The 14,269-nt window shown below is 65.2% G+C and carries 6 protein-coding genes; 2 read left to right on the top strand and 4 right to left on the bottom strand.

The features are described from left to right. Positions 1 to 44 precede the first annotated feature (44 nt). Both dnaE and QQ658_RS05840 read right to left on the bottom strand, forming a co-directional pair. Complete coding sequence (dnaE, locus tag QQ658_RS05845; RefSeq protein WP_286026719.1) at positions 45 to 3,566, bottom strand: DNA polymerase III subunit alpha; 3,522 nt, start codon at positions 3,564 to 3,566, stop codon at positions 45 to 47. A 180-nt stretch (positions 3,567 to 3,746) separates the two neighbouring features. Beyond that, positions 3,747 to 5,327, bottom strand: coding sequence for a hypothetical protein (locus tag QQ658_RS05840; RefSeq protein WP_286026718.1), 1,581 nt, complete (start codon positions 5,325 to 5,327; stop codon positions 3,747 to 3,749). Between the two features lie 235 nt (positions 5,328 to 5,562). Here QQ658_RS05840 and QQ658_RS05835 point away from each other — a divergent pair, with 235 nt between their 5' ends. Together QQ658_RS05835 and QQ658_RS05830 are read left to right on the top strand one after the other, a co-directional pair. Further along, a complete protein-coding gene (locus QQ658_RS05835) occupies positions 5,563 to 6,528 on the top strand; it encodes a zinc-binding dehydrogenase (protein WP_286026717.1) in 966 nt (321 codons plus the stop codon). Between the two features lie 102 nt (positions 6,529 to 6,630). Further along, positions 6,631 to 7,947, top strand: a complete 1,317-nt coding sequence (locus QQ658_RS05830; RefSeq protein ID WP_286026716.1) for an enolase C-terminal domain-like protein — start codon at positions 6,631 to 6,633, stop codon at positions 7,945 to 7,947. A gap of 162 nt (positions 7,948 to 8,109) precedes the next feature. Here QQ658_RS05830 and QQ658_RS05825 read toward each other — a convergent pair whose 3' ends face one another. Further along, positions 8,110 to 9,573, bottom strand: coding sequence for a glutamate synthase subunit beta (locus tag QQ658_RS05825; RefSeq protein WP_286026715.1), 1,464 nt, complete (start codon positions 9,571 to 9,573; stop codon positions 8,110 to 8,112). Next, on the bottom strand, positions 9,566 to 14,089 hold the full coding sequence (gene gltB, locus QQ658_RS05820) for a glutamate synthase large subunit (protein ID WP_286026714.1): 4,524 nt from the start codon (positions 14,087 to 14,089) through the stop codon (positions 9,566 to 9,568). The genes QQ658_RS05825 and gltB overlap by 8 nt, the downstream gene beginning before the upstream one ends. Positions 14,090 to 14,269 lie beyond the last annotated feature (180 nt).

Here is a 14,269-nt window from a genome sequence, read left to right as displayed (position 1 = left end):
TTCGCGCCGGGACGAGGTCACCGGATTCGCCGTAGGGCCGGAAATCACACCCCGAGGCAGGATGGGCCCAGCAGCGCCTTCAGGTCGGCCACCAAAGGCTGAGAGGGGCTGACCCGCAATTCGTCGGCTAACTGGAAGAGGGTGGAGCTGTCCGGGCTCTTCAGCCGCAACCTCACCTGGGTCGGGCCGGGGTGCGCGCACAACACGCCGCGCAGCGAGTCGACCACTCCCGGTGTGCAACGGTTGACCCTCATCTCGATGATCACCGGGCGGTTGTCCGCGGAAGTCACGTCCATGCTGGTCACGGTGTCGGCGTGCAGCTCGACCGAGTCGTCACGCACGTTCACGCGTCCCTTCACCCGGACGATCGAGTCGGGCACCAGCTCACCGGCCACCTGCTCGTAGACATTCGGGAAGACCGAGACGTTGATGGACGCGTCCATGTCCTCGACGATCAGCGATGCCCAGATGCGGCCCTGTTTGGTCTGCCGGCGCTGCACCTGGGTGATCATTCCGCAGATGGTCTGGGTCGAGCCCTGGGCGCCCTCACCGCGTTCACTCAAGCCAGCGATGGTCGTCGACCGTTCGGTCTGCAGCACATGCTCCAGACCATTGAGCGGGTGATCCGACACGTACAGGCCGAGCATCTCGCGCTCGAAGGCGAGTTTGGTCCGCTTGTCCCAGTCCTCGATCTCGGGCACCGGTTCGTGGGCCAGCGTCGCAGACTCGTCCGCCATGCCGAAGCCGCCGAGCAGCGAATCCTGGCCGTGTTCGGCGTTGCGTTTGAGCTCGGTCACCTGGTCGACGGCGTTCTCGAAGATCTCCATCAGGGCGCGCCGGGAGTGCCCGAAGGAGTCGAAGGCGCCCGCCTTGATCAACGATTCGGTGACCCGCTTGTTGCAGGCAGCCAGCGGAATGTTGTCGAGGTAGGAGTAGAAATCGGTGGCCGGGCCGTGTTCTTCACGCCCGGCGATGATCGCCTTCACCACGTTCTCGCCGACATTGCGCACGGCGCCCAGCCCGAAGCGGATGTCGGAGCCGACAGCGGTGAAGATCGATTCGGACTCGTTGACGTCGGGCGGTAGCACCTTGATGCCCATCCGGCGGCATTCGGCCAGATAGACCGCCGACTTGTCCTTTTCGTCCTTCACCGACTGCAGCAGGGCCGCCATGTATTCGGTCGGATAGTTGGCCTTCAGCCAGGCCGTCTGATAGCTGACCAGGCCGTATGCGGCCGAGTGAGATTTATTGAAGGCGTAGTCGGAGAACGGGACCAAAATGTCCCAGACGGTCTGGAAGGCGGCCTGCGAATAGCCGCGCCCCAGCATGCCGTCGCGGAACCGGTCGTATTGGGCGTCCAGTTCTTTCTTCTTCTTCTTGCCCATCACGCGGCGCAGCAGATCTGCGGCGCCCAGTGTGTAGCCGGCCAACCGCTGGGCGATGGCCATGACCTGCTCTTGATAGACGATCAGGCCGTAGGTCTCGCCCAGAATGTCCTTGAGTGGCTCCTCCAACTCGGGGTGAATGGGCGTGACCGGTTCTCGTCCGGTCTTGCGCCTGGCGTACTTGTTGTGCGAGTCGGCGCCCATCGGGCCCGGACGATACAGCGCACCGACTGCCGAGATGTCCTCGAACTGGTCGGGTCGCATCGAGCGCAGCAGGGCACGCATCGGGCCGCCGTCCAGCTGGAAGACGCCGAGGGTGTCGCCGCGTTGCAGCAGGTCGAAGGTGGCCGGATCGTCGAGCGCGATCTGGTTGATGTCGATCTTCTCGCCCTGGTTGCGCTCGATGTTGTGCAGCGCGTCGTCGATCACCGTGAGGTTACGCAAGCCCAGGAAGTCCATCTTGACCAGGCCCAGCGACTCGGCGCTCGGGTAGTCGAACTGGGTGATGATGGCGCCGTCCTGCTCGCGCCTCATCACGGGGATGACGTCGGTCAGCGGAACCGATCCCATGATGACGCCGCAGGCGTGCACGCCCCACTGCCGCTTCAGGCCCTCGATGCCCTGGGCGGTGTCGACGACTTCTTCGACCTCGGGGTCGGACGCGTAGAGCTCGCGAAACTCCACCCCTTCGCCGTAACGCCCATGCTCGGGATTGAAGATCTGCTTGAGCGGGACGTCCTTGCCCATCACCGCGGCCGGCATCGCCTTGGTGATGCGCTCCCCCACGTTGAACGGCTTGTCGAGCACCCGGGCGGAGTCCTTGACCGCCTGTTTGGCCTTGATGGTGCCGTAGGTGACGATCTGGGCGACGTGATCCTTGCCGTACTTGCGGGTCACGTAGTCGAGTACCTCGCCGCGGCGGCGCTCGTCGAAGTCCACGTCGAAGTCGGGAAGCGAGGGCCGCTCCGGGTTCAGGAATCGCTCGAACAGCAGGCCGTAACGCAGCGGATCGAGTTCGGTGATGCCCATCGCGTAGGCGATGATCGACCCTGCGCCCGAGCCTCGGCCCGGCCCCACCCGGATGCCATTGTTCTTGGCCCACATGATGTAGTCGGCCACCACCAGGAAATACCCCGGGTAGCCCTTCTGCAAGATGATGCCGATCTCGTAGTCGGCGCGCTCCCGGATCTCGTGTGGCAGCGGGTCGCCGAAACGCTTGCGCAGGCCGATCTCGGCCTCGTGCCTGAACCAGGATTCCTCGGTCTCGCCGTCGGGCACCGGGAACTGCGGCATGAAGGTGCCCGATCCCTCGTCGAAGCCGGTTTCGCAGCGTTCCGCGATCTCCAAGGTCGAATCGCAGGCCTCCGGATAGTTACTGAACAGCGTCCGCATCTCGTCCGCGGACTTGAGGTAGTACCCAGTGCCGTCGAATTTGAACCTGTTGGGCTCGTTCACCCGGGATCCGGATGACACGCACAGCAAGATGTCCTGAGACTTCGCGTCCTCGGCGTGGACATAGTGCAGGTCGTTGGTGGCGACCATCGGGGCGCCGATCTTCTTGGCCAGCCGCAGCAGGTCGGCGCGCACCTTCGTCTCGATCGACAGGCCGTGATCCATCAGCTCGACGAAGAAGTTCTCCTTGCCGAAGATCGATTGAAACTCGGCCGCCGAGGCCACCGCCTTGTCGAACAGTCCGAGCCGCAGATAGGTCTGCACCTCACCCGAGGGGCAGCCGGTGGTGGCGATCAGCCCGTCATGGTATTCGTTCAGCAGTTCCCGGTCGGCGCGGGGCTTGTAGAACTGGCCTTCGATGCTGGAGCGCGAACTCAGTTTGAACAGGTTGTGCATGCCCTGGCGGGTCTGGCTCCAGATGGTCATGTGGGTGTAGGCACCCTTCGCGGCGACATCGTCGCCGGTGCCGTCACCGAACTGCACGCGTTTGCGTTCCCACCTGGGCGTGCCCGGGGTGAGGTAGGCCTCCAAACCGATGATCGGCTTGATCTCGTGCTTGGTGGCGGTCTTAAAGAAGTCGAAGGCGCCGAACATGTTGCCGTGGTCGGTGATCGCGATGGCGGGCATGCCCTGCTCCTTGGCCGCCACGATCAGATCTTCGACGCGGGCCGCACCGTCCAGCATCGAGAAATCGGTGTGATTGTGCAGATGGACGAATCCCTGCGCCATGACCTGGGCCCTCCTACGTAACGTGCGACTGCATCACCCTACCCCTGGAGGACGGGCTCACATAGCAGGCACGTCGGGGGCTCAGCGGTCAGCGAAGAACGCCTTTCGTCGGATCGCCCAGGGCCACCGGATCGAGTTTGACAACGTCGGTGGGCTGACGGTATCAGCATGACCTCCGGTTCAGGCGGCGGCAGGTTCTTGTTTGTGCAGCGCCGCGATGTTCGACAACAGCGTGAGCGTAAAAGCCAGTCCCGCTGCGACGACCATCGAGAGCACCAGCCCCCAGGCATTGGTGGAGACGAACGGCGCCACGAAGGCCGGCAGATAGGCGGTCGCCTCCGAGCCGGTCAGCCCCACCAGAGCTCCCCCGACGGTCGCCGCCGCCAGCGCGGAACCCAGCACCTTGCGGTCGGCGAACATGAAGGGGTATGCCGCCTCGACGAAGGTGCCGAAGAAGAAGTTGATGGAGGCCCCCGAGGCCGCCAGCGCCCGCTCGCCCGAGCTGCGTGGCCGCACGATATTGGCCAGCGTGATGCCGAGGCTGACCATCACCAGCCCCACCATGTCGACAGCGCCGAAGAAGGAGTGCCCCTTTTCGCTCATCTCGACCAGCACCAGCGGCAGGATCACCGAGTGATAGATGCCGAACATGATGGCCGGCCAGATGATCAGCCCGGCGATGGCGCCCGCCAGCAGCGGACTGAACCCGACGGCGGCCTCGATGCCGTTCTTCACGGCCTCGCCGAGCCAACTCGTGAAGGGAGCGAGCAGAAAGAAGATGACCAGCCCCGATGCGAGGCCTGCAAGACCACCCGACACGATGTTGGCCGTGGTGACCGGCCACCCCCAGGCGAGCGTCTTGCTCATCAGGTAATAGACCAGGATGCCCGCCATCAGACCGCCGAGCAGTCCGCCGATCACCCCACCGTTGACCGCGAGGATGCCCGCCACCGCACCGGCCACGGCACCGATCTCGTCCATGCCCGAGACCTTGCGGGCCGCGACGATAGCGACGACGATCGGGATGCCTGCGATCAGAGCGTCGAAGGCGGGCGTGAGGCCGTCCATCCCGGGGATCTTCGACACTGCGAGCACCAGCGCCATCGCGATGAAGGCCGGAATCGCCGGAACGATCGAGCCACGGATACTGATCCGCCGCCACGGCGATTCACCTTGTCCGCCCGCTGCCTGGGCGGTGCCCAGCGACGGCCGGTACTTGAGCTTCCAGTACTTTGCCAATCCGGACGCATAAGACACCGCGCGGGTGCGGTTCGTCGAACCGATCGTCCCCGATACGGCCACCAGATTCAGCCCTGCCGCCTGCGCACCGGCGATTGAGGTGCCCCCGGTGCCGGCCGCTGGAAGGCCTTGGGCCGCCGCGGCCTGAACCGTCAGTTTGTTGGTGTCACCGGGGTCGGCACTGACCAGCACCAATCCGTCGATCTGTGCCTCCGCGACTTGGCGGGCGAGGTCGGCGTCGGCCCGCCGGGCTGCGATGTTGATCTCGCCGAGGACGCCTTCAGCGGTGATGACCGGGGCACGTGAGTCGTCGAGACTCCACAGTGCAGCCTGGGTTTGGTCGGTGGCATGGTCCATCGGCTGGGCGGCCGAAACGAATTGGGCACCGGCTACCTCCATGCCCGCGGCCTCCAGTTGCTTGACGATCTCGGTCAACAGCTTGGCGGGCTCATCGCCACCTTGAGAGCGAAGATTTCCGCCGCTGCTCCCGAGAATGACAACACGCCGCTTTCCGGCTTCCATGCTTCTCCCATCAGCTTTCACCCAGATCCACCGGTTGTCGCCCGATGTGCGTTCGCTGCGGATTCAGGTTCGACCAGAACCGGTGATCGCCGCTACCGGTCTCGGTGCCGTCAGGCCCGTATCCGAACGACGCTTCCGCAGATAGCGTGCCCGTCCGGGACTGCCCACCGGATCTCTGACCGTCTGGTGGACGCACCGATCGCCGGCCGTGCCGAAATCCTCTAGCGTGGGAACCATGTTGGCAGTCAGCGCAGTGTCCTTTTCTTCCGCCGATCCCCTGGGCGGTTTGCAGATCAGCGAAAGGCCCGAGCCGGACGCCAAGCCGGGCTGGACGAAGGTCACGATGCGGGCCAGCACCCTCAACCGGCACGATCTGTGGTCGCTGAAGGGCGTCGGTTTGAGGCGGGAACAGCTACCCCGGATCCTCGGCTGTGACGGTGCCGGGATCGATGAGTTCGGCAACGAGGTGATCATTCACAATGTGGTCACCAGCCCCGGCTGGAGCGGGCCTGCGCCGCTCGATCCCAAGCGCTCCATGTTGTCGGAGAACTTCGACGGAACCTTCGCGTCCACGGTTCTGGTGCCCACCTTCAATCTGGTTCCCAAGCCCGCAGAAATGAGCTGGACGACGGCGGCCTGCTGTTCGCTGACGATGCTGACCGCCTACCGGATGCTGTTCGTCCAGGCAGGGCTGCGGCCGGGCGACCTGGTGCTCATCCAGGGCGCAGGCGGCGGCGTCAACTCGGCAGCCATCCAGCTGGCCGCGGCGGCTGGCATCAGGGTCTGGGCAAGCAGCCGTGACGAACACCGCCGGATGCGGGCTCTCGGTCTGGGCGCGGAGCAGGCATTCGAGTCCGGTGCCAGACTTCCCGAAAAGGTCGATGCGGTGATCGACAATGTCGGCAAGGCCACCTGGAGCCATTCGATCAACGTGCTGCGTTCGGGCGGCACCCTGGTGACTTGCGGGGCCACCACCGGCGAACCGGAAAAGACCGAACTGACCAAGATCTTCTTCCGCGAACTACGGGTGCACGGCTCGACCTCCGGGTCGATCGACGATCTGCGCAACCTCGCCAGCTTCGTGCAGACTGCCGGCATCACGCCGGTGATCGATCAAGAGCTGCCGCTGGCCCAGGCCCGCCGGGCATTCGCCCGGATGGAAGCCGGCGAGATCTTCGGCAAGATCGCCTTCACCTACTGATCGTCCACTCGTTTCATGTGATCGGGCAATGGACCTGACCTTCGTTGCCCGGGACACGCCCTCTCGTCCGTCTCAATGCAGCGACCTATGACAGGAAGAACCATGGCCACCATCACTTCGGTCGAGACCATCGACCTTCGCTTCCCCACGTCACTGGACGCGTCTGGATCCGACGCGATGAATCCGGACGCCGACTATTCGGCCAGTTATGTGGTGATCCACACCGACGGCACCGACGCTCGGGGCCATCAGCTGACGGGATACGGTCTCACCTTCACCATCGGCCGCGGCAATGACATCGTCTGCGCGGCGGCACAGGAATACGGCAATCGGCTCGTGGGCTGCGACGTCGACCAGATGGCCGCCGATATGGGTGGCATCTATCTGCATCTCGCGTCCGACTCCCAGATGCGCTGGCTCGGCCCGGAGAAGGGCGTGGTTCATCTCGCGCTATCGGCGGTCATGAATGCCGTCTGGGATCTGGCGGGACGGCTCGCCGGCAAGCCGGTTTGGCGGCTGCTCGCCGAGATGACTCCCGAGCAGCTGGTCGATATTGCAGACCTCCGCTATTTGGCCGATGTGCTGCCCAGGGAGCGCGCCCTGGAGATTCTTCAGCAAGCCGAGGCCGGCAAGGCGGAGCGGATCGCCGACCTGGAGGCGGCCGGATACCCCGCGTACACCACCGCTGCGGGTTGGCTGGGCTATTCGGACGAGAAGATGCTGCGCATCATCGCCGAGCAGGAACAACTCGGCTTCACCGCCGTCAAGTTGAAGGTCGGCGCGAACCTGGATGACGACATCCGACGCTGCACGAAGGCCCGGGAAGCCATCGGGGCCCATCGTCCGCTGATGATTGACGCCAACCAGATCTGGGATGTTCCCACCGCCATCCGCTGGGTCAACGCGCTCAAGCAATTCGACCTGAAGTGGATCGAGGAGCCCACCAGCCCCGACGACGTCCTCGGCCACCGCAAGGTCAGGGATGCAGTCGCCCCGATAGGTGTCGCCACTGGCGAGCACTGCCACAACCGGGTGATGTTCAAGCAGTTCCTCGAGGCCGGCGCCATGGACTACTGTCAGATCGATGCCGGCCGGCTCGCCTCGGTCAACGAGATCCTCGCGGTGCTGCTGTTGGCTGCCCACTTCGAGGTGCCCGTCTGCCCGCACGCCGGCGGGGTCGGGCTGTGCGAGATGGTACATCACATGTCGATGCTCGACTACGTCGCGGTCTCCGGCAGCTACGAGGGCCGTCTGACCGAGTACGTCGACTCCCTGCACGAGTACTTCGTCCATCCGGTGAAGGTCGCGAACGGACGCTACCAGGTCACCGGCGACCCGGGATACAACACAGAGATGACCCAGGCCGCCATCGACGAGTTCAGCTTCCCGGACGGCAGTTACTGGGCGTCGGTCCGCTGAGTTCGCTCGAACCAATAGGCTCGCTTTGCGGAACTCAAACCAACCGACAAGCCATCCTTGTTGGTTTGCCTGGCTGAGGACCAGGTGAAGTGGGGTGCCGGGAAGCGAACCTCTGTTCTCGGTTTGCGACGGCACCCCACGTTCCTGGGCCGACCGCGTCTGTTATGCCAGCATCTGCCGATCACTGGGGTTGATCGGACGGGGCAGGATGCTGTCCTCACCGGTCAGGAACGCGTCCACCCCGTTGGCACAACCGCGTCCCTCGGCGATCGCCCAGACGATCAGCGACTGGCCCCTGCCGGCATCACCGCACGCAAACACGCCGGGAATGCTGGTCTGGTAGTTGCCGTCGCGGGAGATGTTGCCGCGCTCGTCCAGCTCGACACCCAGCTGCGACACCACACCGTCGGTTTCCGGGCCGAGGAAGCCCATCGCGAACAGCACCAGCTGCGCCGGGATGATCCGCTCGGTGCCCTCAATGGGGGCGAACTTGGTCTGCGGCCCGCCGACCTCGGTGATGCGCAGGCCCGAGACCTGGCCGTTCTCGCCGAGGAACTCGGTGGTGTTGACCGAATACAGCCGCTCGCCGCCCTCTTCGTTTGCCGAGGCAATCCGAAAGATCATCGGGTAGGTCGGCCACGGCTGCGAGTCGGGACGATCGGCCGGCGGATGCGGCATGATCTCCAGTTGCGTCACCGAACGGGCTCCTTGGCGAAGCGCCGTGCCGAGGCAGTCATTCGAGGTGTCGCCACCACCGATGACGATGACGTCCTTGCCCTCGGCCGTGATCTGGCCAGGCACCTCGTCGTTCAGCGCCTTGGTTGCCTGGGTGAGAAACTCCATCGCCTGGTGGATACCGCCCAGATCACTGCCCGGGGCGCTCAGCCCGCGGGGTCTGGTGGAGCCGATGGCCAGCACGATCGCGTCGAACCGCTCCAGCAGTTGCTCGCCGGTGATGTCGTCACCGATCCTGGTCGACGGTTTGAAGGTGGTGCCCTCCAAGACCATCTGCTTGAGCCTGCGATCGAGAACCGACTTCTCCATCTTGAAGTTGGGGATGCCATAGCGCAGCAGCCCGCCGATGGCGTCGGCCCGCTCGTAGACGACCACCGTGTGGCCGGCCCTGGTGAGCTGCTGCGCGACAGCCAGGCCCGACGGCCCGGAGCCAACCACGGCGACCGTCTTCAGGGTGTGCCAGTTCGGTGGCTGCGGGGTGACGCGGCGGTCGGCCCAGCCCTTGTCGATCAGCGCGACCTCGACGTTCTTGATGGTCACCGGGTCGCGGTTGATGCCCTCCACGCAGGCCGTCTCGCAGGGAGCCGGGCACAGCCGGCCGGTGAATTCCGGGAAGTTGTTGGTGGCATGCAGCCGTTCCAGCGCGTCCTGCCACTCGTCGCGCCACAGCAGATCGTTCCATTCCGGAATCAGGTTGCCCAGCGGGCACCCACTGTGGCAGAACGGGATGCCGCAATCCATACAACGTCCGGCCTGCTTGACGATGATCGGCAGCAGAGAGATACCCGGGGTGCCCGGGTACACCTCGTTCCAGTCCTCGACGCGCTGCTCCACGGGACGCCGGGCGGCGACCTCGCGGGGAGTCGTCATGAATCCAGTCGGATCAGCCACGAGCAGCCTCCATCATGCGATCGGTCACTTTCGTTATGGGCAGGCCCTCGGCGGTGGCTTCGGCCTGTACGCGCATCACGCGGGCAAAGTCGCGAGGCTCGAGTTTGGTGAACCGGGCGGCCAGCTGTGCCCGGGGCATATCGAGCAATTCGGACGCCCGCTTCGAACCGGTCACCTCCAGATGCCGCTTCAACAGTTCGACGACCCGTTCTATGTCGGCCTCGGTCATCGGCACCGCGTCCACGTATTCGCCGTTCAGCACCTCAGGACGCATGTCGAGCACCCAGGCCGTGCCGCCGGACATGCCGGCCGCCAGGTTGCGTCCGGTAGAGCCGATGATCAACGCCTCGCCGCCGGTCATGTATTCGAGACCGTGGTCGCCCACGCCCTCGACCACGGCCGTGGCACCCGAGTTGCGGACGCAGAACCGCTCGCCCACCACCCCGTTCAGCAAGATCTCACCCGAGGTGGCACCGTAGCCGATCACGTTTCCGGCGATAATCTGAGTGCCGGCATCAAAGGTGGACGCCGGATCGGCCCGAACCGCCACCTTGCCACCGGACAGCCCCTTGGCCAGGTAGTCGTTGGCGTCACCGGTCAGCAGCAGGCTGACACCCCTGGGCAAGAATGCCCCGAAGCTCTGCCCCGCCGTGCCGATGAATTCGAAGCGGATGGTGTCGTCGGGAAGGCCTCGGCCTTCGGTCGCCATGGTGACCTCGTGACCGAGCGTAGTGCCGACGGTGCGCCGGATGTTGCTGATCGGCAGCACAGCGGCCACCGGCTCACCGGTGGCCAGTGCAGGCCGGGCGATCTGGATCATCTCGACGTCGATCGACTTGTCCAGTTCGTGATCCTGCGCGATGCGGTGGTGTCGCACGGTTCCCTCAGGAACCTCGACCTGATGCAGCACCGGCGATAGGTCGAGTCCCTTCGCCTTGTAGTGCTCGACGGCCTTACGGGTCTCCAGCTTGTCGACGCGTCCGACCGCCGCCTCGAGGGTGCGGAAGCCGAGCATCGCCAGATATTCCCGCACCTCCTGGGCGATGAACTCCATGAAGTTGATCACGTACTCGGGTTTGCCTTCGAACTTCGCGCGCAGCTCCGGATTCTGGGTCGCCACACCCACCGGACAGGTGTCCTTGTGGCAGACCCTCATCAGGATGCAGCCGGTAGTGACCAGCGCGGTGGTCGCGAAACCGAACTCCTCGGCGCCCAGCAGGGCGGCGACGATGACATCGCGTCCGGTCTTCAGCTGGCCGTCACACTGCACGACGATGCGATCACGCAGCCCGTTGAGCAGCAGCGTCTGCTGGGTCTCGGCCAGGCCGAGCTCCCACGGACCGCCGGCGTGCTTGATCGAGGTGAGCGAGGCGGCGCCGGTTCCGCCGTCATGGCCGGAGATCAGCACCACGTCGGCCTTGGCCTTGCTGACGCCTGCCGCCACCGTGCCAACCCCGATCTCGGACACCAGCTTGACGTGCACCCGAGCGCTCGGGTTGGCGCACTTCAGGTCGTGAATCAGCTGCTTGAGATCCTCGATCGAGTAGATGTCGTGGTGCGGCGGCGGGCTGATCAGCCCGATGCCGGGAGTCGAATGCCTGGTGCGGGCGATCCACGGATAGACCTTCGGGCCGGGCAGCTGGCCGCCCTCGCCGGGCTTGGCGCCCTGAGCCATCTTGATCTGCAGATCGCGGGCATAGCTCAGGTATTCGGAGGTCACGCCGAACCTGCCGGAGGCGACCTGCTTGATCGCCGAGCAGCGCTCCGGGTCGTGCAACCGTTCCGGATCTTCGCCGCCCTCGCCGGTGTTCGAGCGCGCACCGAGCCGGTTCATCGCGATGGCCAGGGTTTCGTGGGCTTCCTGGCTGATCGAGCCGTAGCTCATGGCGCCGGTGCTGAAGCGCTTGACGATCTCCGATACCGGTTCGACCTCGTCGATGTCGATGGGCTCGGCCGCGGGCTTCAGGTCCAGCAGGGCGCGCAATGTCATCAGCCTGGACGACCGGTCGTCCACCCTGGCCGAGTAGCGCTTGAAGACGTCGTAGCGTCCGGTGCGGGTGGCGTATTGCAGCCGGAAGACGCTTTCGGGATCGAACAGGTGCTGCTCGCCTTCGCGGCGCCACTTGTATTGGCCGCCGGTGATCAGCGTGCGGTGCGGCAGCGCGTTGGTCGCCGGGTAGGCGTTGCGGTGATGCACGGCCACGTCGCGGGCGATCTCGTCCAGGCCGATGCCTTCGATCCGCGAGCTGGTGCCCGGGAAGAACTCGGCCATGAACTCGGCATTCAGGCCGACCGCCTCGAAAATCTCGGCACCTCCATAGGAGGCCATCGTCGAGACGCCCATCTTGCTCATCACCTTGAGCAGGCCGTGCTCCAGGGCGCTGATCACGTTGCGGATCGCAGTCTCCGGGGTGACGGTGACCAGCTGCTCGCGGCGGGCCAGGTCTTCGGCCGACTCGAAGAGCAGGTATGGGTTGATGGCAGCCGCGCCGTAGCCGGTCAGCAGCGCCACATGGTGCACCTCGCGCACGTCGCCGGCCTCGACGAACAGCCCGATATTGGCGCGCTTCTTCAGCTTCACCAGGTGGTGGTGCATATTCGCTGTCGACAGCAGCGACGGAATCGGCGCGCGGGAATCGTTGGAGTGCCGGTCGCTGAGCACGATGTACAACGCACCCTGGTCAACGGCCTCGGTGATCTCATCGCGCATCTCGGCCAGCCGCTCACGCAGCGCGTCCGGGCCGCCGGCGGCGTCGTACAGGCAGCTGATCACCCGGGTCAGCCCGTTCGGATCGTCGGCGCGCTCCCCCAGATGGACGATCTTCGACAGCTGCTCCGAATCGATGATCGGCGAGCTCAGCACCAGCTGGTTGGCCGATTCTGCGTCCGGCTCCAGCAGATTGCCCTGCGGACCGGAGCGCACCTCGAGAGACGTGACCAGTTCCTCGCGGATCGCGTCCAGCGGCGGGTTCGTGACCTGGGCGAAAAGCTGACTGAAGTAGTCGAAGAGCGGCCGTGGCTTGTCTGACAGCACCGGCAGCGGAGTGTCGGTGCCCATCGACCCCAGCGGCTCCGAACCGCTGTTGGCCATCGGCGCGACGATCATCGTGAGGTCTTCGTGCGAGTAGCCGAAGACCTGCTGGCGGCGGGCTACCGAACTGGAGCCGTGCACGATGTGGGTGCGCTCGGGCAGATCGTCCAAGAACACGCGGCCCTGCTGGAGCCACTCGCCGTAGGGGTGTTCGGCGGCCAACTGATCCTTGATCTCGCGGTCATCGATCAACCGGTGACCGGCCAGGTCGACGAGCAGCATCCGGCCCGGCGTCAGACGGCCCTTCTGTTTGACCTCGGACGCCGGTACATCGAGCACGCCCGCCTCGGAGGCGAAGATCACCTTGTCACCGGTCACCCAGTAGCGGGCGGGACGAAGCCCATTGCGGTCGAGCGTGGCGCCGATCAGCGAGCCGTCGGTGAAACAGATGCAAGCCGGGCCGTCCCAGGGCTCCATCAGGCAGGCGTGATAGTCGAAGAAATCGCGGTGAGCCTGCGGCAGGTCGTCGTTGTGCTGCCAGGCCTCGGGCACCATCATCATCACCGCATGCGGCAGCGAGCGACCACCCAGGTGCAGCAGTTCGAGTACCTGGTCGAAGGACGCGGAGTCCGAATCCTGGGCGTCGCAGATCGGGAACAGCCGCTCCAGGTCGCCGGGGATCAGCGCGGACGACAGCAGCGATTCGCGGGCCCGCATCCAGTTGCGGTTGCCCTTGACCGTGTTGATCTCACCGTTGTGCGCGATCATCCGGTAGGGGTGCGCCAGCGGCCACGACGGGAAAGTGTTGGTCGAGAAGCGCGAATGCACCAGCGCCAGCGCGGAGGCGAAACGCTCATCGGTGAGGTCGGGGTACACCTCGGAAAGCTGGGAGGTGGTCAGCATGCCCTTGTATACCAGCGTCCTGGCCGACAGCGACGAGAAGTAGACGCCTGCCTCGAAGCGGGCACGGCGGCGCAGCGGATACACCTGACGGTCGAGATCGATGCCTGCGGCGTGGCTGCGATCGGAGACGAAAAGTAGCGCCATGTGCGGCATCACGCCGAGCGAGATGGGGCTCAGGGTGTCGGTTCGGACCGGCACGTCTCGCCAGCCGTGCACCTTGAGACGCTCCTCCAGGGCGATCTTCTCGATGGAGATCATCGCCATGTCGCGTTCGGCTTCGTCTTCAGGCAGGTATGCCATGCCGACCGCATACTCGCCCGGCTCGGGCAGCAGGAAGTCGACCTCGTCGCGGAAGAAGGCGTCCGGAATCTGGACCAGGATGCCCGCGCCGTCGCCGGCGGCCTCGTCGGCGCCGGTCGCGCCGCGGTGGTCGAGGTTGGCCAAAGCCGTCAAACCATCGAGCACTATGCCGTGGGTGGGTGCGCCGTCAAGCTTGGCGACAAAGGCCAAGCCACACGCGTCGTGTTCGTAGGCCGGATCGTAAAGGCCCTGCCTGGCGGGTGCTGAACTAAACGAGGTCATCTGCACTCCTGTCTCGGCACCGCATACGGACGCGGCCCAGTGCGTGAGAATAACGCCCCTGTGTTACAGATTTTTTACAGCGTGTAACGAAAGCGAGTCAGCTTGAGAGATCGCGCGGATAGGCGTCGCGCCACGGCGGGCCCATCGGCACACCATCTGAATCGGCGCAGCGGCGCGTCA

The organism is Propionimicrobium sp. PCR01-08-3 (assembly GCF_030286045.1).
Classification (GTDB): domain Bacteria; phylum Actinomycetota; class Actinomycetes; order Propionibacteriales; family Propionibacteriaceae; genus Brooklawnia.
This window is presented reverse-complemented; position numbering and strand designations above follow the sequence as displayed.

What these genes read in the sequence shown, in the direction of transcription:
- QQ658_RS05840 (WP_286026718.1), bottom strand. Translation starts at nt 5,327, where the DNA reads ATGGAAGCCGGAAAGCGGCGTGTTGTCATTCTCGGGAGCAGCGGCGGA.
- dnaE (WP_286026719.1), bottom strand. Translation starts at nt 3,566, where the DNA reads ATGGCGCAGGGATTCGTCCATCTGCACAATCACACCGATTTCTCGATG.
- QQ658_RS05835 (WP_286026717.1), top strand. Translation starts at nt 5,563, where the DNA reads ATGTTGGCAGTCAGCGCAGTGTCCTTTTCTTCCGCCGATCCCCTGGGC.
- gltB (WP_286026714.1), bottom strand. Translation starts at nt 14,089, where the DNA reads ATGACCTCGTTTAGTTCAGCACCCGCCAGGCAGGGCCTTTACGATCCG.
- QQ658_RS05830 (WP_286026716.1), top strand. Translation starts at nt 6,631, where the DNA reads ATGGCCACCATCACTTCGGTCGAGACCATCGACCTTCGCTTCCCCACG.